The organism is Terriglobales bacterium (assembly GCA_035561515.1).
Taxonomy (GTDB): domain Bacteria; phylum Acidobacteriota; class Terriglobia; order Terriglobales; family Acidobacteriaceae; genus DATMXP01.
In genome coordinates this window covers 78,072-98,543 of sequence record DATMXP010000023.1, presented here as the reverse complement: position 1 = coordinate 98,543, position 20,472 = coordinate 78,072, and the positions used below count along the sequence as shown (strand labels likewise).

18 protein-coding genes are annotated in these 20,472 nt (G+C 56.2%); 2 read left to right on the top strand and 16 right to left on the bottom strand.

What is annotated here, in order from left to right; all coding sequences use genetic code 11:
* Window positions 1-23 precede the first annotated feature (23 nt).
* Genes VN577_10760 through VN577_10750 form a run of 3 tightly spaced genes read right to left on the bottom strand, consistent with a single transcriptional unit; the run spans window position 24 to window position 5,128 of the window.
* Window positions 24-437, bottom strand: coding sequence for a secondary thiamine-phosphate synthase enzyme YjbQ (locus VN577_10760; protein HWR15303.1), 414 nt, complete (start codon window positions 435-437; stop codon window positions 24-26).
* Between the two features lie 12 nt (window positions 438-449).
* Window positions 450-2,162, bottom strand: a complete 1,713-nt coding sequence (locus tag VN577_10755; protein ID HWR15302.1) for a M48 family metalloprotease — start codon at window positions 2,160-2,162, stop codon at window positions 450-452.
* Window positions 2,159-5,128: a DUF2339 domain-containing protein gene (locus VN577_10750; protein HWR15301.1), complete on the bottom strand. Its 2,970-nt coding sequence runs from the start codon at window positions 5,126-5,128 to the stop codon at window positions 2,159-2,161. Before VN577_10750 ends, VN577_10755 begins: the two co-directional genes overlap by 4 nt.
* Window positions 5,129-5,306: 178 nt before the next feature.
* Here VN577_10750 and VN577_10745 point away from each other — a divergent pair, with 178 nt between their 5' ends.
* Entirely contained in the window at window positions 5,307-5,819 is a 513-nt protein-coding gene (locus VN577_10745) for a hypothetical protein (GenBank protein ID HWR15300.1), read from the top strand.
* Window positions 5,820-5,883: 64 nt separating this feature from the next.
* Here the strand turns inward: VN577_10745 and VN577_10740 are convergent, their stop codons facing one another.
* The 6 genes from VN577_10740 to VN577_10715 all read right to left on the bottom strand — a co-directional run bounded on the left by VN577_10740 (window position 5,884) and on the right by VN577_10715 (window position 14,168).
* A complete protein-coding gene (locus VN577_10740; GenBank protein ID HWR15299.1) occupies window positions 5,884-8,280 on the bottom strand; it encodes a DNA translocase FtsK in 2,397 nt (798 codons plus the stop codon).
* 191 nt (window positions 8,281-8,471) lie between these two features.
* Window positions 8,472-9,329, bottom strand: a complete 858-nt coding sequence (locus VN577_10735) for an undecaprenyl-diphosphate phosphatase (protein ID HWR15298.1) — start codon at window positions 9,327-9,329, stop codon at window positions 8,472-8,474.
* Window positions 9,330-9,372: 43 nt separating this feature from the next.
* Entirely contained in the window at window positions 9,373-10,296 is a 924-nt protein-coding gene (locus VN577_10730) for a hypothetical protein (protein HWR15297.1), read from the bottom strand.
* Window positions 10,297-10,341: 45 nt separating this feature from the next.
* Window positions 10,342-11,307, bottom strand: a complete 966-nt coding sequence (locus tag VN577_10725) for a threonine/serine dehydratase (protein ID HWR15296.1) — start codon at window positions 11,305-11,307, stop codon at window positions 10,342-10,344.
* A complete protein-coding gene (locus VN577_10720) occupies window positions 11,307-12,434 on the bottom strand; it encodes a hypothetical protein (protein ID HWR15295.1) in 1,128 nt (375 codons plus the stop codon). Before VN577_10720 ends, VN577_10725 begins: the two co-directional genes overlap by 1 nt.
* A 66-nt stretch (window positions 12,435-12,500) precedes the next feature.
* Window positions 12,501-14,168 carry a ribonuclease J gene (locus tag VN577_10715; GenBank protein HWR15294.1) on the bottom strand — a complete coding sequence of 556 codons (1,668 nt, stop codon included), beginning with the start codon at window positions 14,166-14,168 and terminating at the stop codon, window positions 12,501-12,503.
* A 134-nt stretch (window positions 14,169-14,302) separates the two neighbouring features.
* Here VN577_10715 and VN577_10710 point away from each other — a divergent pair, with 134 nt between their 5' ends.
* The gene (locus VN577_10710; protein ID HWR15293.1) at window positions 14,303-14,980 is read left to right on the top strand and encodes an EcsC family protein; all 678 of its coding nucleotides are present in this window, start codon (window positions 14,303-14,305) and stop codon (window positions 14,978-14,980) included.
* Here the strand turns inward: VN577_10710 and VN577_10705 are convergent.
* The 7 genes from VN577_10705 to hpnJ all read right to left on the bottom strand — a co-directional run bounded on the left by VN577_10705 (window position 14,971) and on the right by hpnJ (window position 20,305).
* The gene (locus VN577_10705) at window positions 14,971-15,321 is read right to left on the bottom strand and encodes a hypothetical protein (GenBank protein ID HWR15292.1); all 351 of its coding nucleotides are present in this window, start codon (window positions 15,319-15,321) and stop codon (window positions 14,971-14,973) included. The two genes, VN577_10710 and VN577_10705, sit on opposite strands and share 10 nt — an antisense overlap.
* A gap of 20 nt (window positions 15,322-15,341) precedes the next feature.
* Entirely contained in the window at window positions 15,342-16,427 is a 1,086-nt protein-coding gene (gene ychF / locus VN577_10700) for a redox-regulated ATPase YchF (protein HWR15291.1), read from the bottom strand.
* A 126-nt stretch (window positions 16,428-16,553) separates the two neighbouring features.
* Window positions 16,554-17,036, bottom strand: a complete 483-nt coding sequence (locus VN577_10695; protein HWR15290.1) for a DUF4149 domain-containing protein — start codon at window positions 17,034-17,036, stop codon at window positions 16,554-16,556.
* A 44-nt stretch (window positions 17,037-17,080) separates the two neighbouring features.
* Window positions 17,081-17,836: an MBL fold metallo-hydrolase gene (locus VN577_10690; GenBank protein HWR15289.1), complete on the bottom strand. Its 756-nt coding sequence runs from the start codon at window positions 17,834-17,836 to the stop codon at window positions 17,081-17,083.
* A 70-nt stretch (window positions 17,837-17,906) separates the two neighbouring features.
* The gene (locus VN577_10685; GenBank protein ID HWR15288.1) at window positions 17,907-18,287 is read right to left on the bottom strand and encodes an EamA family transporter; all 381 of its coding nucleotides are present in this window, start codon (window positions 18,285-18,287) and stop codon (window positions 17,907-17,909) included.
* Complete coding sequence (locus tag VN577_10680) at window positions 18,284-18,718, bottom strand: hypothetical protein (protein HWR15287.1); 435 nt, start codon at window positions 18,716-18,718, stop codon at window positions 18,284-18,286. The genes VN577_10685 and VN577_10680 overlap by 4 nt, the downstream gene beginning before the upstream one ends.
* 69 nt (window positions 18,719-18,787) lie before the next feature.
* On the bottom strand, window positions 18,788-20,305 hold the full coding sequence (hpnJ, locus tag VN577_10675) for a hopanoid biosynthesis associated radical SAM protein HpnJ (GenBank protein HWR15286.1): 1,518 nt from the start codon (window positions 20,303-20,305) through the stop codon (window positions 18,788-18,790).
* Window positions 20,306-20,472 lie beyond the last annotated feature (167 nt).

Genomic DNA, 20,472 nt, shown 5'->3' with positions numbered 1-20,472 from the left:
TGCAAAACTGCGGCAAATCGCCGTTATTCGCCCATGACTTTGATAATCAGCCGTTTAGGCCGCTGTCCGTCGAACTCTGCGTAGAACACTCGCTGCCATGGCCCGAGATCGAGTTTGCCGTTCGTGACCGGAACGATCACCTGGTGATGCACAATCATGGACTTCAGGTGGGAGTCGCCGTTGTCTTCGCCAGTGTTGTGGTGCTGATAGTCCTCGCGAAATGGAGCCAGCTTTTCGAGCCACTCGTCGATGTCCTCGATCAATCCCGTCTCGTTATCATTGACGTATACGCCAGCGGTGATATGCATCGCCGATACGAGCACCATCCCTTCGCGGATGCCGCTCTTCTTTACCGCCGCATCAACCTGCGGGGTGATGTGGATGTACTCTCGATGCCGCTTAGTGTTAAAGGTGTGGTATTCGGTGTGGAAGATCATGACGCAGAAATTCTACTGCGCTCGCCTGTCCGCAACAGAGGTTGATCTCTTTTGCCATTCCAATTCCTGCTTGATCTCCGATATGGCTCGCAGCACCGTTGTTGAATACTGGGGTGCTACCCAGGCGCGGTTCTCCCACGCCGGCTCCTGATTCACTGCCTGCCGGTACTCTGATAAGGCTGCGGTCTTGTCCTGAGCCAGCCAATGCGCGACGGCGGAAGCCATCGCCATTTCTGCCGAATCTGTTTTCGATCTTGTGCCTTGCAGGTTAGCAATTGCCTGTTGATACCGTTGTAGCTCAATTGCTGCCCACGCGAAATCAGTCAGTATGCGGCCATCACCCGGCCGTTGCTGGGCTGCCGACTCTAACAGCGAGAACGCGCGGGGGTAATCCTGTGCTCGGTAATACCACCAAGCGATCCGGCTCATGCGCTCGGGATTGTTCTCCGATGCGGGATGTGCTTTCAAGTCCGCGATTAGGCGTTCCGCTTCTGCCGGACGTCCGTCACGAAGTTCGATTCCAGCCTTCACATCCCAGGTGTCAGTCGAACTAGCCTCGGCGGATTTCATCCATGTTTCAAACATCTGGCGGACGCTGCCGCTGTCCTCCGGAAGCATGTCGGTGATCCCGTCGGCGAACGCTCGAATGTATTCTCCGTCGTAGGGCTTCAATTTCAGTAGGCGAGCATACGTTGCGGAGGCGTCCTTGAAATTGGCCTGCAAATACTGTGCTCGCGCCAACAATCGGAGGGCACGCTCAAATTCCGGCTTGTTTTGTAGCGCCTGAGTGGCAAATCCTTCGGCTGCGCGGTACTTGTCCGACTCCAAGGCTTGTTCAGCTCTTCCGGTCCATAACAGGTATGCGATCTGCAGTGGCCTTTCACCCCCAGGCGCCCACTTTTCCGAAATCATCAAGTCGCGGATTTGTGCGGCACGCTCGTTGGTCGGTGGATGCGAACGAAAATATTCAGACATTGTCGCCAGCACGACTTTCCCTACTTCTTCCTGAGGCGATTTAGCGCGTTTCTCCACTTCCTCATACTTGCGCTGAAATGCTTCGAGAATACGGACAGCTCCGGTTGCCGAGTATCCGGCCATTACCGCCAGTCGTGTGCCCTCCCGGTCCGCTTCCAGTTCCTGTTCTTTGCTGTATCCGGCTTGGAACAGCGCGATGGGAACCTGCGCAATAACCCGGAACACGCCCAGATGCCGTAAGCGAGCCTCGACTTGCATGCGATCCATGGCGTGGTAGCGGTCGATGTGCTCCAGTTCGTGTCCGAGTATGGACGCGAGTTCATCTTCGCTATCCATCATGTCGAGCAGTCCAAGTCCGATGTAAACGTGCCCGCCCGGAATTGCAAAAGCGTTCACCATGTTTCGGTCGGGGATGTAATGGAACTTGTACGGAAGCTTGCGATTCGCTCGCAAGGCCAGCATCCGTCCGACTTTATCGATGTATTGGCGAGTTTCGTTGATATCAGGGTCGTCCTGATCTCGTTCCTCGATATACGCGTACTGTTCTGCCAGACGGTTGCCCAACCGGATTTCGTCGGCATTCGACAATCGGGTCGCACTGAGCGGAAGGCGGCTTAGTTCGCGCTCGGTTTCGCCGATGAAATGCAGCACTGCGTCCGGCGACGCGTACGCCTGCGGCTTCCGCCATTGGCTCAAGGCCAGACCGCCCACCAGCAATGCAATCACGACAAACAGACCAAACCGTCTCATAGATATTGTTTGATTGCCTCCCGATGACGGGTATAGAGGAAGCTCACCAGCAACAGCGCACAACCCATGATGATGAAAGTAACGTATCGATCGCGTGGGTTCAGTCCCCATACGTCGATCACTACGATCTTTCCTACGCAAAGCAGTAATAGCGCCAGGCCACTGATGCGGAAGCTTCGTTCTCCTACCCACAGGGCAAATAAGAAGACGAGCACGCCTTCAAGTCCCCAGGAGACCGTAATCAATCCGCTTCGCATCTCCACTGCCAGTAGCACGGTGACGATCACCAGCGGGATGAAGAACATCAATTGTTCGGGACGAGCGGCGAGTACTGTGAACAGCGATCGCGGTCCCTTCCATTCCGGCCAGCTTGGTTCGCGAAGTGTGAACGCCAGCCAAAGTCCAGCGAACAGTACGGTCGCCGATACAGCTACGGCGATAGCGGCTGTACTCCAAGGCTGTGGGCCTCGCGCATACAGGTTATGAAACAGGCTGCGAAAGAGGACTGCCGCACTCAGTAGCAGCGCCTGCTGCTGGAACACCCTGTTCTTCAGGAGGTAGGCCGTGGCGAACAGGATTAATGCCTCTGCGGCCCAACCAGTCACCACCCAGTTCTGAGGAAGCTCGAATCTTACCAGCGACGCTATTGTGATCATTCCCGCCCACGCCTGGAAGGCGAGCACGATCCCTTCCCACCGCGTTCCCCTTACTTCTGAGCGCCGCATGTAGACGTAGAAGAACGCAATTGCCAAAGGCACAATCGTATATACCCGCGCGCTCAATTCGCCCGGATTGGGATCGGCGTTCAGGTTTACGAAGAGCATTCGCAGGAAACTCGAGGCAAGAGCCACATAAGCCTGCCAGCGAAGCGAGTCTGTGTTTCGCTTGACGCCTATCTCGAACAACAGCAGACCAAATAAGCACCATGCCAGCGCGACGCTGGTTGCTTGTAGTTCGTACCACATGAGCACCGCGAGCAGGGTGGATGCAGTCCAGGTATAGGCGTCGGGAAGCCGCCGCAATCGGGCGCGATCAGCGAAACCGGTCCACCGCGATGTGAGGTAGTACAGGATGGCCACGGCTCCAACTGTGACCAGCCTCAGGCTGATGTGTCTGTACTGAAGAGTGGAAGTAAAGTTCAGTACGAGCACTCGCAAGAGCGCCAGCGCTGCGACGACGTTCGCCTGGACGGCCCAGTCCTGTATGCCCCAACGTTTTGCGGCGATTGCAAGTCCCAGTGCAAAAGCTCCCCAGACGACAGCCGTCCACATCTCAGGGAAGGTCATCCAGAGCCCAGCGACAATCAGGATGGCCGCTGAATAAGAGGCATAACGAAGTAATCGCTGCTCGATCCAATGGCCCAGCAGTTCTGGCCACCGGCGGTTCAGGTAATGCGCGTTGACGTATAAGATCAACCCCGCGACGCAAAGCACAAGCAGTCCCGTTCGGTAGTCAGCAGAAAGATCTGCTCCGTCCATGCGCCGGCCGAATGTTGCCGAGACATCGATTGCAATCATCTGTGCGGCCGCGGCCAGCGTCGCGAGTAGGCCAAGGCGACTGAAAAGCACTTCGCGCGTCCAAAGACCGAGAAGCACCAGCGCTTCGGCTTCAAAGACCCAAAGTACCGATACGCGCGCTCCGGAATATCGGAACGGAATCGCCGCGACCAGCAGGATTGCCCCGATCGTCGTCAGTACGGTGAAGGCGATACGACGACGCTTCGTTACCGGCAACTGTCCCAGCACCATCTCAACGGAGCCGATCACCAGCAGCGCCCAGAAAGCCCACTCCGGATGGACGGACTGGTACTTCAAAATCGCAAGCAGCATCACGCTGTTCAGCAATGCCGCTACCGTGGAAATGTTCTCTTCGCGCTGGTTCGCCGGCTTCCTCAGCACGTAGGACACGCGGTAAATAAGCCAATAGGAAATGAGTATGCCGGCGCTGGCGAAGAATTCCGGGAACGGACGTTTGTGCCCATTCATCGGCTCAATGATGGGGCGCGACCAGAAGAAGTGATTCAGGTAGCTGCCGAGTATGGCAAAGACTTCAAGCTCAAACCAGCATCGCCGAAGCGTAATCAGCACGATCCCCACGGCGAGGATCGCTCCAGCCGACAGCGAGTAGACATTCACCCGGCTGATGAAGACCGTGCTGTAGGCGAGCAGGAAGGCCAGGCCCGTTACTACCTGCGAGTTATAGCGCAAGGTATGCCACACCATCGCGAACGCAACGGCCAGCATTAGTACGAGATCTACTGCCTGCGATGATAGGACGTGTGCCGCAGGGACGTGGTACATCGCGTACGTTGTGAAGAACACCAGCGCCCATCCGCCGCCGATGCCCGCTCGTGCCAGGATCCGATATCGCTCATTACGCTCGAACCAGATGCCGGAACCGAGCAGGGCGACGGAAACCGTGAATCCGACCAGAATCTTCCCGGCAGGTCCAAGAGTTTGCAGTTGGTAAGCAAGGAAGAAGGCAACGCCGATGACAAGCAAGATCACACCCAGCTTGTTCAGCCAGTTCTTGCCAAGAATCTCTTCGATGGAACCGAGGCTACGAACTCTGTCGACAAGGCTTGGACGGCTTTCCACAGGCGCAGGTTCGAATTGCTGCTCTGCTGTGACCGAGTGTGGAATATCCACAAATGGTGGTGGCGGCGGAGCAGAAACTCTGGATTCGGCGATGGGTTCAAAGATTGGAGACTGCTCGACAATAGGAATTTCTGCCGGAGGCGGCATTTCAGCCACCGGAACTCGTTCCGGCTGCACGGAAGTACGTGCGCTGGCGGGAGTATGGCGAAACAGAGACTCCAGTTCGTAAATGCGCTGCGTCAGATGGCTGAAGCGTTCGTCCATCTGCCGCTCTCGTTGCCGAACGCGAGAACGAAGCAGCAGCAGGCCGATCCATGGCCCGCAAAGGAGAACAATGGCGAGAAACCCAAAGAAGAAAAGTTCTTCCATAAGGATTGCTGGTTATGAGCTGGCATTGTAGTTCAAGGCGCCGAGAAACCCTAAAGCCATTTATCTCGACGGACTTCCAACTTGTGACTAATGGATTCATACCTTGGTAACTCGCGGGAACCAGTGTCAACCGGTATCGTTAAGGCAGCAAATCGGGTCAAAAAATAAAGGAGAAATAATGCGTAGAGTTGCTTTGATTTTCGCGTTGGCGGTGCTTTTTGCCCTGCCTGCGTTTTCACAGAACGACTACAAGGCCGAAGTCTTTGGCGGTTACCAGTACACCCGCGTTGAAGGGGAAAGCTTCAACGGATGGAATGCAGCCGTCACTGGCAACGTTAATAACTGGCTTGGGATCACTGGCGATATCAGCGGTGGTTATAAGTCCGTTGGTGGCGTGAAGGTGAAGGTTCACAACTTCCTGTTCGGACCCACCGTTTCCTACAACCAATATGAAAAGGTAAAGCCCTTTGCGCACGTTCTCTTCGGCGTATCGCACGCGTCCGGCTCAGTGGATGGCATCGGCGGAGCTTCTGATAACGCCTTCGCAATGGCGCTCGGCGGCGGCTTGGATGTTGGGGTTCACAGCAATGTTGCGTTCAGGCTTGTGCAGGTAGATTACTTGATGACCCGCTTCGGCTCGCAGACGCAGAACAATGCTCGTATCTCGACGGGCATCGTGTTCCGCTTCTAGTCTTCTCTCACTGCAATAAAAGAGGGGCAGCTCAACGGCTGCCCCTCTTTCATTCAGGGATCCTTTACCGCAGTGATTGTTCCACTTCGGTGATCCAGTCAGGACGCTTCAGTACTTCTCTTGGCTTCGGACCATCCGCAGCCCCGACGATACCGTCGCGCTCCATCAGGTCGATAAGATGCGCCGCACGACCGTACCCGATTCTCAACCGGCGCTGTAGCAGAGACGTCGAGGCCTTCCCGAACTCGAGGACCAGGCGTACTGCATCTTCGTAAAGCTCGTCGTGTTCGTCCTCGCCCGAACCTCCGCCACCATCTTCCGCGCGCCCATTCTCGTCTTTAGGCGGCTCCAGGAATGCCTGCTGGTATTGCGCCGTCGCCTGTGACTTCCAGAACTCAACCACGCTATGGATCTCCTTCTCGGTAACAAATGGAGCATGCAGGCGCAGCACGCGTGCCGATCCTGAAGGTAGATACAACATATCGCCGCGTCCCAGAAGGGCCTCGGCGCCGTTTGCATCGAGAATCGTTCTCGAGTCAACTTTCGTCGCCACTCGGAAAGACATGCGAGCAGGGAAGTTCGCCTTAATCAATCCCGTGATGACGTCCACCGACGGACGTTGTGTCGCCAGCACCAGGTGAATTCCGACCGCTCGTGCCATCTGCGCCAAACGCGTAATGCTCTCTTCCACGTTCGAGCTGTCGAGCATCATCAGGTCGGCCAGCTCGTCGATGATGATGACGATGTAAGGAATCGGACCTTCCTGCTCCGTTCCTTCCTCGAACAGGCTCGGCGTGCGCTGTTCTTCGAAAAGCTTGTTGTACTGGTCGATGTTGCGGACCCCGCGTGATGCCAGGAGCTTCAACCGGCGCTCCATCTCGCGGACCGCATTTCGGAGCGCATTCGCCGCTAGTTTGGGTTCTGTAATGATGGGCGTATAAAGATGCGGCACACCGTCATACATGCCCAGTTCCACTCGCTTTGGATCCACCAGGATTAACCGCACCTGGTCCGGAGTGGATTTGTACAGCATGGACATGATCATCGCGTTGATGGCCACCGACTTGCCCGAGCCTGTAGAACCTGCGATTAACAGGTGAGGCATCGTCGCCATGTCGGCAACGTTGATCCGCCCGTTGATGTCCTTACCGACCGCCAACGTAAGTTTCGACTTGCTGCCCAGGAACTCCTGCGACTCGATGAGTTCACGAAGCCAGATCGTCTCGCGCTCGCGATTTGGAACCTGAATGCCTACTGTGCTCTTGCCGGCCATTCGCTCGATCAGAATGCTTTCGGCCCGCAATGCCAGGCAGAGGTCGTCTGAAAGGCCGGTAATCCGGCTGTACTTGATGCCGGCCTCCGGCTTCATTTCAAACGTGGTAACCACCGGCCCTGGATTGATCTGCGTCACCTGGCCGTGCACATCGAACTCGGAACATTTCTCTGTTAACACCTTCGCCAGGTTCTTGAGCTCGTCCTCGTTGACGGCAAAAGCATCTTCCGGACGATGTAGCAGCACACTCGAGGGGAGCTTGAATCCTCCGGTAGCACGGGGCATGGTGGTTTTCGGCTTGGAGGTCGTATCTGCCCGACTGGTAACCGGAGGTTCCGTGTGTTCTGTCCCGTTTGAGGACATCTCTTCCATCGTGCGTTCGATCCCGGTCTTAACCGGCTGCATGGGCAAAACGTTCGCCGGCATGGGAACCGCGACCGGTGGAGGCCCTGCGGCAGCTTTGGTTTCTTCGCGATTCGCCTGAACCAGCTTCGTGGCAACGACGGGCTTGGTTGCTACCACCGGTTTTTCCGATCGCTTCTTCTCCAGTTCCTTCGCGGCTCGAGCCTTCGCCCGAGCTGCCTGCCAGTCGCGATACCGGTCGCGAAGGGCGTAAAGGAACGCGAAGCGCGTCAGTGCCCAGGTCTTGACTTCACCAAACGAGAACGCCGTACATAGATAGAGCGCCACCGCCATAGCGGCGAGCGAGACAATGTAAGCGCCTGCTGTGTTCAGCAGGTGCAAAAGGACATCAGCGACAATGCGCCCAAGCAGGCCTTCCATCGGCACGGATTTCATCCAGCGCCAGTGCCACGGAAGCAGGCCAAGAAATCCAGAGAAGAACAGGAACAGCGCCGTGCATCCGATCGTCTTCGCGATGTAGGCATCCACATTGCGCGATTTCCACCACCGCATGCCAAGCATGACGATGAAAACTGGAATCATGAACACCGCGAACCCGAACACCTGGAGGGCGAAGTCGGCTCCATAGGCACCGACAATGCCGATCCAGTTGCCAGTCGGCTTCCAAGCTGGACGGTTCGAGGCGGTATTCAGGGACGGATCGGACGGCGAGTACGAAGCGAGGGCGAGGAACAGGAGGAGCGCGGAGACGAACAGAAGAAATCCCACCAGCTCATTGAGCCGGCGGTTCTTCGTCGGGTTAAACGCAACCGAAAGAAACTTCATGAAGGCGTGCCGGTCAAACGCAAAGGAATACCTCCAAACACGCGGTATCTTCACCGCGCCAACTGAGGAACCAAGAGGTAAGGGTCCTTCGCGCCGCCGCGCGAGAACGCCAGAGCAAATCGATTATGACACGACCAGGAGCTTCGGGAAGCGGATTTTAGATCAGGGGTAACGGATTGGGTTACAAGGGCTTAGCCCATGCGGGCAGCGGTCGCTAGAACCACGATTCCAATCACGATCCGCCAAAAGGCAAATGGCACAAATCCACGCGTCCGTACCCATCGCATGAACCACGCCACCACGCCATAAGCAACGATGAACGAAACCACAAAACCAATGGCCAAGGTCACCCATTCTGCTGCTGTGGAAGGGCCAGTTCCTATAGAGTGCCCCACCCCATCGTGCGGCCGGAGCGACTTCAACAGGTCATATCCGGTAGCGGCTACCATGGTTGGGATCGAGAGAAAGAACGAGAATTCCAGGGCTGCCGAGCGACTCATCCCGCCCAACTGGCCGGCCGCGATCGTCGCCATGGAGCGTGATGTCCCCGGGAACACTGCCGAGAGTACCTGCATGAAGCCAATCCAGACAGCCTGACCCAGGCTCATCTGGTCCATCGTTTCCGTTCGGCGTGGGAGCGCTCCTCGCGCATAGAGCACATCTACCAGCCACATGATGACTCCGCCCACCAGCAACGATGTTCCCATCACCACCAGGCTTTCCAGGTGTTTTCCAATGATCTTGGTCAGAAGGAACGAGGGAATTGCCGTGCAGAAGAACGCCACCAGGGTAAGGCTAACCGGGTGGTTGAACAAAGTCCGGTTGCCGTTCTTTCCCGTCGGAAATGTGGAGAGGAATTCAGCGATTCGCTTCCGAAAGTAAATGGGCAGACAGAGGATCGCTCCCAACTGGATCACGATCGAAAACATTTTCCAGTAAGGATCTTCGAGCGAAACACTCATCCAGTTCTCGACGATCCGTAAGTGGGCGGTCGAACTCACCGGCAGGAACTCCGTCAAACCTTCCACAATGCCAAGAATTACTGCCAATACGTAATCGTGCAAAAGCTCCTCCGCCGAATCGGGTTGAAAGCTACTCCACGGCGTTGCCGTAGATCGGAATTGATTGCTCCAGCATGTATATCAGAGCCTGCGCCCGGTATGCCCAGTCCGTATCTGGGTACTTCGCAATCGCGTTCTGGGCCGTAGCCTTCGCCCGATTCTTGCTTTCATCGGCCTGCTTCTGCTTGTTCTCCGACTTATACATGTCGTTCAGCACCGCCCGACGGTAGGCGGAGTTGTAGAGCGCCTCCGGAGCGCTCGGAGAACCCGGATGTTCCACCGCATACTTCTCGTACAACTCGGCTTCCTTTTCCGGACACTTCGTATCGTCCCAGTTACCGCAGGTCTTGTTGTCGAGCAAATGGTATGCCGCCAAATCCGCCCACTTCGTCCCTGGGAACTTCTTCATAACCAGCTTCATCCACGTGTCGTCAATGTCGTCCCGAAGGTTCGGATCGCGCCGTGGCCGCGCGCGGAGGTCGCCGGCTTCGATCTGCCACTGAATGTCCGCCGCCCGATACAGGGCTTCGCCGGCTAATTTTGATTTTGGAAAGAACTCGTAAACGCGATAGTAGAGACGACGTGCATCATCGGCCGCACCTTTGCGGCCACCTCTTTGGCTGGCGATCAGTTCCGATGCGGTCGCTTCACCGAACGCTATCCGGTCCCCGTCCGGCGTGTTGGGACGAATCACGCCCTTGTCCACGATCCACCCGGCTATCTCCTTTTGCGGAGGGAAGTAGGCGGTCACCTGAAGCCAGCCCTTGCTTTGACCGCGTACGACGACCTCACGCCCTCTGGTCACCTCACCGAGCTTTGCCGAACCTGCATCCGGCGATACGTAGATCTGTGCCACTCGTACCATCACGCCGTGAGTGTTGTCCGGCGGAGCGTCCTGTGCGAACAGTGACGCAGACAACATCATCAACGCAATTGCCAGTAGAAATCGCCTCATCGCTACACCTCTGCCAAAAAGGATAACTTGCCCAGGTACGTCTCCCTAAATGCTACTTCCGGTGATCACTTTCGCGAGGAACTCCGGCTCTACGCTGCCGCCGCTGATAACCGCGACTGTTTTTCCAGACCGGAATTCGCCGGCGTGGAACATGAAGGCAGCCGTCGTCACTGCGCCGCTCGGCTCAACTACGAGTTTCGCTTCCGTGGCAAGCCGGCGCATCGCCGCGAGAATTTCGTCTTCCTTCACCGTGACAATAGCGTCGACATATTGTCGAATATGCTGGAAATTAATCTCTCCGATGCTTTGGGTCCGCAGCCCGTCCGCGACCGTTCTCGTCACTTCTTCCGCGCTAAGTTCCACGATTCTGCCTGTCTTGAGCGACTGTTGGGCATCGTTGGCGAACTCCGGTTCTACGCCAATCACTTGCACCTTCGGATTCGATAGTTTCACAGCCGTAGACACCCCACTCACAAGGCCGCCCCCGCCCACCGGCACCAACACAACTTCAACGCCGGCGAGATCCTCGACAATCTCCATTCCAACGCTCGCAGCTCCCGCAATGATGTTCTCGTCATTGTAAGGAGGAACGATAGCCAATCCGCGCTCTTTGGCAATCTCTTCGGCCTTGGCTTTCCGTTCGTGACTGCCCGGACCAACCATTACCACTTCTGCGCCAAGCGCCTTTGTTCCATTGAGCTTGATCGGCGGCGCATTCCTTGGCATCACGATGGTAGCTTTCACGCCAATCGCACGCGCTGCGTAAGCGACACCCTGCGCATGATTTCCGCTGGAGTAGGCGATAACTCCCCTGCGTCGCTCATCTTCCCTCAACGAGCAGATCTTGTTGTACGCGCCTCGGAGTTTGAAGGAGCCAATCGGTTGAAAATTCTCGGGCTTCAGATACAGCACGCGTCCGTCAATCGGTTGCGAATATGGAACGATTGGCGTCCTGGTTGCCACTCCCTTCAGCCGTTCACGTGCCTCGTTAATTCTTTCCAGGGTTACCATCAATTACTCAATTTCTCCTGATTCGATTCATCCACCAGCTTCATCAGCTCAGACATAAAGTTCACCAGCGCCATTTTGTCTTTCCACGGCGGCTCACCGGCGATACTCACATGACTCAGCAGGGAACTGGTCAGCGCCCCCCTTAGGTGTTGCCTCGGCACTTCCTTCTCGATCCACTCCATTTCAGTCGCGGGGATTACGTCGTCTGCAACCCCGTGCAGCAGGAGGACTGGGATTTTCACACCCTTCAGCTTCCCTTTGGGAGAAACCTCTTCCATCTCTTTCGTGTGCTTCAGAATGGCGGACTTCAATTCCCCGGCGATCATCGACCGATCGTGTTCATACAGCTTCTGCAACTTGGCCGAGCTGTATGGAGTCATACCCTGAGCTGCGGCTTTCGACTCGTCCACCTGTTCCCACAACAGCAATTTGAGCGCATTCGTTATCTTTGGTACATCCTTGGCAGGGAAGAATTCTTCCGGGCGGGAATAGACCAGTACCAGGGCACCATACTCATGCGGAGCCATTTTGTAGATCGAACCGTCAGGACGCGGAATCTGCCCGGTGACATAGAATTCGGACACTCGTTGCATATCGTAGTGGCCGCCAATCGACACCACGAACGCCAGATTCTTTGAGTAATTCGGATCGGCCGCCACGATCAGCGACTCTCCTCCTGCAAAACTCAGCCCGAGCAATCCCACCTTTTTGCCAATCTGTTGGCTGTACCAGACCGAGATCGCGCCAATCAGATCAATGGATGATCTGGTGATCCTGTAGTCCGCCAGTTGTGCGATCTCGGGCGTAAACACCTTGATGCCGCTGGCGCACAGCGCGCGAGAGAACGCCACCAGCCTCGGCTCGTCGATGCCAAGATGGTGGACTCCATGCACCACCACCATCGCGGGTGGGTCCGCCATCCCAAGTGGCGTATATGTTCTTGCTCTCACCTTTCCGAACAACGCAGGAAGTTCCGAAGTCGCTTCACCGATTTGGTAGGTGTGGTATCGAGCGAGGGGATCCGCACTGTTGGGGTTTTCAATTCGCAGCAGTAAAGAAGCGGCACGAAGGTGATAAGAAATGAACGGCGCGGAAGCGAGCCCCGCGATCGGCAACAACAGCAGCATGAAAAGGTAAGTTCTTTTTCGACGAATCGGCTGGGGATGAGCAGCTGTTCCCATGCGCTGTGCCGGTTAGATCTCGAGGATGACTGGCATGATGAGAGGACGGCGTGACGTATTCTTAACGATGAAACGCTTCAAGTCCTGCCGGATCTTTTCCTTAATTACGCCGTAGTCCGCCTTCTCTTCATCGCTTGAAACTTCCAGTGTGTTGACGACGACGCTGCGGGCCTCGTTCATGAATCCGTTCTCCCCTATCCCTGCAAAGCCTCGTGTCACGATCTCCGGCGGTCCTTCCACACGGCCCGTCAATTTGTTAATCGCAATGATCGGCAGCACGATCCCGTCTTCGCTGATGTGACGTCGGTCGCGGATGATCAGTTCTTCCACCACGTCGCCCATGGAATTCGAATCGATGCATACTCGCCCAACATTGACCCGCCCGGCTTTGCGCGCACCCAATTCGTCAAATTCCAGGACGTCGCCGCTCTCGATCATCATCACGGATCCAACCGCCCCGTGCATGCTCTTCGCCAGTTCCGCGTGACGCTTTAGTTGCCGGTATTCGCCATGAATCGGAATAAAGTACTGTGGCTTCACCAGGTTGATGATCAGCTTCAGTTCTTCCTGGCTGGCGTGTCCGCTTACATGGACTGGGGGATTCGATCCGTCGTCATACACTACGTGGGCCTCTCGACGGAAGAGGTGATCCACCATGCGATAGATTGCTTTTTCGTTTCCGGGGATGATCCTGGAAGACAGAACAACGGTATCGTCTTTCTCGATCTTTGCGTGCTTGTGGTTGTCGACCGCGGCTCGCGACAGCGCAGACATCGGCTCTCCCTGCGTTCCGCTGATCATCACGCAAACTTTGTTCGGCGGATATTTCTTGATATCGCCCGGATGGATCAGGTGCCCGTCGGGTATGTCGATGTATTCGAGGTCCTGCGCGATCTCGGTCGATTCCGACATTGAGCGGCCGACCAGCGCCACCTTCCGTCCGTACTCGTAAGCCAGATCGATCGCCAGTTTGATACGGTGAATCGATGACGAAAAGCATGCGATGAATAACCGCCTGCTCGTCATCGTGAAAATTTCTTCGAACTTTCGCCGTACCGCCCTTTCGCTCGGCGTGTAGCCCGGACGCTCGACGTTCGTGGAATCCTGGAACAGCGCCAACACACCTTCTTTGCCATATTCGGCAAAGCTATGTAGGTCGAACAGCTTATTGTCGGTAGGAGTCGGGTCGACTTTGAAATCACCCGTGTGGATGAGCACGCCAAGGGGCGTATGGATCGCCAGCGCCACGCAATCCACGAGACTGTGCGTCACGCGAATCGGGTTGATCGTGAATGGACCGACTTTAAAGCGTTCGCCCGGACTGATCTCGATCAACTTCGCGTCGTCCAGCAAGCCATGCTCTTCCAGCTTGTTTTCGACGTACGCCAACGTGAATTCGGTACCGTACACCGGAACGTTCAGGTCGGTCAGGATCGACGGCAAGGCGCCAATATGGTCTTCATGTCCGTGTGTCAGAACGATGGCTCGAACGTGGTCACGGTTCTCCAGCAGGTAGCTGATGTCCGGAACGACGATATCGACGCCCAACAGTTCAGCCTCGGGAAACATCAGGCCTGCGTCGATTACAAGGATGTCATCCCCCCAGCGGACGGCCATGCAGTTCATTCCGAACTCGCCGAGTCCGCCCAAGGGAACGACATGTAATTTTCCTGCTGGCATTTGGAACCTTTGATGCTAGCACAAGCAGCATCAACCATGCGGCAACTCAAAGGTGCCCAGCGAATTAAGGCTCCAATATGGAACTGACGGCTGTCCGATTGCGGTATTCTTTTCCCGTACGGCGAAGGGAATCAATGGCCGCAAAGAGCGAATCGTCGTGGCTGATGCGACGGGCTGAAACCGCCCTCAAGAGCGGATTCACCAAAGCCTATGAAAGCGTTAAGGTCGATCCGGCCCACTACCTGCTCCACCTCCGCACCGCCCACGGCCTTCCCGTGAACACCTACGAAGGTCTTTTCAGTGTCTCCATCGAGGAACTCGACGACACCGCCGCGGAAACAATTCGTGCCAGTATGAAGATCGCGGCCCTGGAGGGCGCTGGCCTCGGCATCGGAGGAATGCTAACCCTCGTTCCCGATCTCGGGATCCTCTCGGCGATCACCCTTCGCACCATTCAGAAGCTGAGCCTGATCTACGGGTTCCAGTACAACACCGATGATGAGATTGCAGAACTCTGGATCGCTATGGCAAGCGCGGCGGGCGTGGATATCAGCCGCGAGCTACTTGAACGCCAGATCGTTCAGAGATTTGTGCCCAGAGTGATTCAACGAATCGCTACTCAGGCGAGTGCCGAAGTAGTGGAGAAATGGGTGGGACGCGTAATCCCGATTCTGAGTTCCATTCTGGGCGCTGGCCTCAACTATTTATTCGTTCGTGCCTGGAGCGAAAGAGCAGTCGCACATTTTCGCCAGAAACACCTGGACCGGCGCCAGGCAATTCAGGCGGCTTCAGGCGTCTTGCTTCAGCCCTGAGCATGATCAGTGGGGCGAGATTCTTTCCTCTTCGCCTTGGCTCCGATCAACTCGTAGTATTTTTCCTTTGGCTCGCCACTAAATCCGTTCACTCCATGACGCGGCAGCCAGATTCCATGAACATAAAGCGCGGCTAACCCGAGCAGCCCGATGAATCCGTATGCCACCCACCGCAGTCCAAGCCCGGAAAGCACCAGCGTCACAGCCAGAATTCCCAGCACCTTCAACAACCGGAGATACTTCGGCTTGTGCTCCTCGAAGTGCCCGAACACAATGTTCCCGACGGCGAAAATACCCATCACCACAGCGACATCAAACCAAAGTGTCCGAGTGTCCCACATACTTGAGCGGCGATAGTAACTTACCCGCTGTGCCGGATGTGCATCACGTCGCCATCCTTCACGATGTAATCCTTACCTTCCAGCCTCAGCGTTCCCTTTGTTCTCGCGGCCGCTTCCGAACCTGCCTCCAGTAGCTGGTCCCAGTGAATCGTCTCCGCACGGATGAAGTGCTTTTCAAGATCGCTATGGATTGCGCCCGCCGCTTCAACCGCGCGCATTCCACGGGTGATCGTCCACGCCCTGCACTCGTCTTCGCCTGCCGTCAGGAACGAAATCAGCCCGAGCAACTCGTACGTCTTCTTGATCAGTCGGCTCAATCCGCTCTCATGCAGCCCGTAGCTCGACAGGAACTCTGCCGCGTCCTCGTCGCTCATTTCCGCCAGCTCCGCCTCTACCTTGCCGCAGATTGCAGTGGCTCCGGTATTGGGGCGCGACGCAGCCTCTTTGATCCCGAACTTCTCGACCGCCGCGTCGAGATCTTTGCCAAGCTGCGTGCTCTCGCTGATGTTCAGCACGTAGAGAATCGGTTTCTCGCTCAGGAACATGAAACCCTTCAGCCGCTTCTTGTCTTCCGGCGTCATCTCCAATTCGCGTAGGGGCTTTTCGGTCTCGAGCCACTCCTTGCATTTCTTCAGGATCTCGTCTTCTTTCACCAGGTCGGGCGTCTTCATCTTCTTCAGATCTTTTTCCAGACGCTCCAGTCTTTTTTCGATCTGCCCCAGATCGCTGACCATCATGTCGAACTCGACATCCTTAATGTCACGAAGCGGGTTGATGTCGCCCTTCACATGCGGGATCGACGGATCATCGAAAGCCCGCACCACGTGCGTCAGCGAATCCACTTGTCGCAGATTGTTCAGGAAATTGGCTTCCTTCAGGGCTTCCTGTCCGATCGCCGCCACATCGGCATACTGCACGGTGGCATGCGTTGTTTTCTTCGGGGTGTAGAGCGCCGCCAGTTTGTCCAGTCGCTCGTCTGGCACCTTCGCTACTCCGATGTGCGCCTCGCGCGATCCGCCGTGTCCGGTCGCTACTTGCGACTTGGTCAGTATTTTGAACAGCGATGTTTTTCCGACCTGTGGCAGGCCAATAATTCCAGATTTCATGAGATAACTTTCAGCTTTCAGCCGTCAGCGAGCGAAGCCGCAGCGCCTCTGGCGTGGATTTCGAGATGAAGACGTAATAGCCCAACTACAGGATAAAGGATTCCTGCACTGATTCCCAAAACTTGCTCAACGGACCGAGAGGGCTTTGCCGGTCAGATATAACACCGCGATTCCCATCGCCAGCACTCCCACTTCCAACCTCGTCGACCAGCGATGCAGCGCATTGAATTCCACCCGTCGGGGATCGTCCTGGCGCACATCGTCGACGATTCCCATATCAACGCGCAATTGCTCCATCTTCGACGCGACGGCAAAAACCGAAATCAGCGTCAGCGCAATCATCAACATCACAAGCACGTGCCTTGTCGCGAACGGTTGTGCAAACCCCACATCCAGCCGGGAGTACCACATGGACGTGATCAGGAAAACGGCTCCGCTGATCAGCCCCATCCAGTGCAGAGTGCCAAGCGAACGGGTTACGACCTGGCCCGCCAGGTGTCGAGTGGGCAAAACGGAAAAAACAGTTGGCGCGAGAACGGAAGCGAAGAAAACGATGCCACCAATCCAGACGACTAAGGAAAGGAGCATGACAAAACGAAGAGCTTGCATGCGCCTATTCTAGTCGTCCGGATTCGCAGCCGAAAACAAGATGGCTAAGCGAAAGACGATGCCGTCTGTGCCGTGGCTTCCGTTCCCAGCACTTCTTTAAACAGGGCCGAGAGATCGCGCACCGCCTGTGCACCGTTTCCGCTAAAACTCGATCCGTGCATGATCGCCAGAGTGCGCGGATTGAGGTTCGCCACACCTTCCATCAATCTGCCTGTGACCGGCGTGTACGGGATGTAATTGGCAAGCGGACTCTTCTGGTACGCCGTCAGCACCTGCCGGCATCGGCCGATAATATCTGACGTCGTCATCGGCTCCACATCACCCTCCTGGTGGAACAAGTCCGAACAGAATAGCGTCCGCTGCGACTCCTCGAAGAGCACTCCGGCATCCCAGCCATGCGGCAGCTGCGGCGTGTGAACGAAACGGTATCGGTATTTGCCTGTGCTCAGCGTTTCATCAGGATTCAACATTTTAGGAATGCGGTCGGAAAAATCGTTCAGGTTCACCAGGCACCCAATCATGCCATGAACCGGTGTGGCATTTGGCGCTACCTGAAGCCAATGGTTCAGCGCGCCGCACTCGTCAGTCTCGAAATGGCTGAAGCCGATCCAACGGATCTTGGCGGGATCTATCACCTTCGCCACCATTTCTTTTAATGCCGGAAACATCGCCCGCGATCCCGTATGGAATAGCAGCGGTTCGTCGTCCTTCACTACGAAGTGGTTGAAAGCCAGATTGATCTCGGGTACGTAAATGGAAAAGCGGTATACATCTGGTGCGATCTCGTAGATTTGACTCATGAGCCTCCCCACATCTGGCGAAAGATACTACCAGATTCCAGCTTTTTAGTTGGGCAGACGGCTTTCAGGGTTAGCCGGCAATCAGAACCACGCCACAGGCCACCAGGATGGCGGCAATCCAGCGGCGGCGGTCCACCTTTTCTCGGAGGAAGAACTTCGCCGCAATCGCGTTTGTCAGGAACGTCAGGGAAGCGGAGGCCGGCGCGACCAGACTTACGTCAGCCCACGACAGGGCGAACATCAGGCTGAAGAACGCCAGTGCCATGAAGAACACGCCGAGCCACAACGGTGTGTTTGTAAACATTCGTTTCGCCACCGCGAAGAAACCGTGTTCTTGCCACACATGCCCTACGTCGCCCACACGCTTCATCGCGTGCGAGATCAGCACATCGCCAATCGTGGAACAGGTCACGACCGCAAGTATGCTCACCCAGGTGTAGATGTGCCTCACAGTTCGCCTCGCGCGGAAGGATCCAGAATAGGCAGGTTCGCCGCAGGCGAAGGCTCGACGGTTAAAGCAGGGCCACGCGCCACGAAGCCCACCCCTACAGCAATCAGCAGAATTCCTGCCCACCGGAAGGCACTGATGTCCTCATGCAGAAAGAATTTCGCCAATAGCGCCATGCCAACGTATCCGATCGACGTGGCGGGTAATACGTAAGTCAGGTCTGCGAACGAGAGAGCCGAAAGATAATTCGCGAAAAACAGGATCAGCAGTGCGATGCCAATCGCAACCCACGGGCTGAAAATAGCGTGGAACAGCAGATGCCAGTTGTTCAGCGTGATCTCACCGATTTCCGACATACCGCGTTTCAGGCAGATATCGCCGGCAGATCCGAACACAATGACTCCGGTCAGGGTTGCAATCTTGCGGAAGGACATCCGTTTCAGTTTAGCAGTACACCAAAGTAAAATGGCCCGCCTTAGCGGGCCATCAAGTCTTCGGGTTGTTTATGCGTTCAGAACCGTTAATGGCGATTCTTCTTCCGCGCCCTTCTTGGGATTCTGTGGCACGATCGGCGGCAATGCTTGTCCGCGTTTCTCCTTCACGTACTTCTGGCGTGTAGCGCGGAGTTTCAGGAAAGCCTTCGCTTCCTTGTACAACCGCCGACGCTCTTCGCCATTGAAAGCAGCCTTCCTCAAAATCCGGAACACCGCCTTCGGACGGAAGTAGTACTCATCGTAAAAACGGTTCACCGACTCCAACACATAGTCGGGCGAGATATTCGGATACTGGATGTGCGCTAACTGGTGACCCGCCTGGTCCACCATTGCGCTGCCCGGAACGATAAAGCCGTTCTTGACGGCGAAGTCGTAGAACTCCGTTCCCGGATAAGCGTGCGCCACGGATACTTGGATCGTTTCCACGTCCAATTCCTTTGCGAAGCTGATGGTGGTCTCGATGCTCTCGCGAGTCTCCCCGGGTAACCCAAGAATGAAGTCGCCGTGGATTGCCAACCCCAGTTTCTTGCAGTCCTTCGTGAACTGCCGTGCGCGCTCCGCCGTCGCGCCCTTCTTGATGTTCTTGAGCACCTGCGGATCGCCCGATTCGTACCCGACGATCAGCAGACGGCAGCCCGCATCGCGCATCGCCTTCAGCGTGTCGTAGCTCGTAGTCACGCGCGACGTGCAGGACCAGGTCAGCTTCAGCGGCTTCAGCTTTTCGCAGAGTTCAATCGTGCGAGGCCCCTGGATATTAAACGTGTCGTCGTCGAAGAAGTATTCCTTCACCCACGGCCAGTATTCCTTCGCCTTGGCCATTTCGCGGGCTACTGCATCGGCCGAGCGCTTGCGCCACGGATGGCCGCTCAACGTCTGCGGCCACAAACAGAACGTACATTGCGCCGGGCAGCCGCGCGTTGTGTACAGCGCGACAAAGGGGTGGAGGAGGAACGGAACGTTGTACCGGCGAACGTCGAGATCGCGGTGATAAACGTCCGTCACGTCCGGAAGTGCGTCCAGATCCGTGATCTGCGGACCATCCGGATTATGGATAATGCTGCCGTTCTTGCGGTAGCTTACGCCCGGGATGTCTTCGAGCCGCTTACCTTTGGCATAGTCGGTGACTGAGTAGTCGAATTCCTTACGCGCCACGAAGTCAATCGCGAGACACTGTTTCAGGGTCTCTTCCGGCAGCACTGTTACGTGCGGGCCTACGAAGGCAATCTTCAGATGAGGATTCGCTTGCTTCGCCGCCTCTGCCAGCTTGATGTCGCCAGGGAAGCCCGGCGTCGAGGTGAACAGGACCAGGAACTCATAGTCCTTCAGCATTTCGATGGTCTGCTCAAAGCTTACGTGGTGCGGAGGTGCATCGAGCAGCTTCGAACCTTCCAGCATACCGGCAGGATAGGCCAGCCAAACCGGGTACCAATACGATTCGATCTCGCGGGTGGCAGGCCACCGCGAACTGGCGCCACCGTCAAAATTCTCAAACGACGGCGGATTCAGAAACAGTGTCTTTAAAGGCATGTTGTTGATTTCACTATCCTAACATCTTCTACTATGCAGTCCGGCCAGTAACTGCGGTTCATCCCCTACATCCCCCAAAGCTATCAGCCTTAACGCCCGGCTGAAAGTGCCGTGGTGCGAACGGTGATTCTTCGCACTGAGGGGCGATTTGAGGCGCTTGAAGAGAC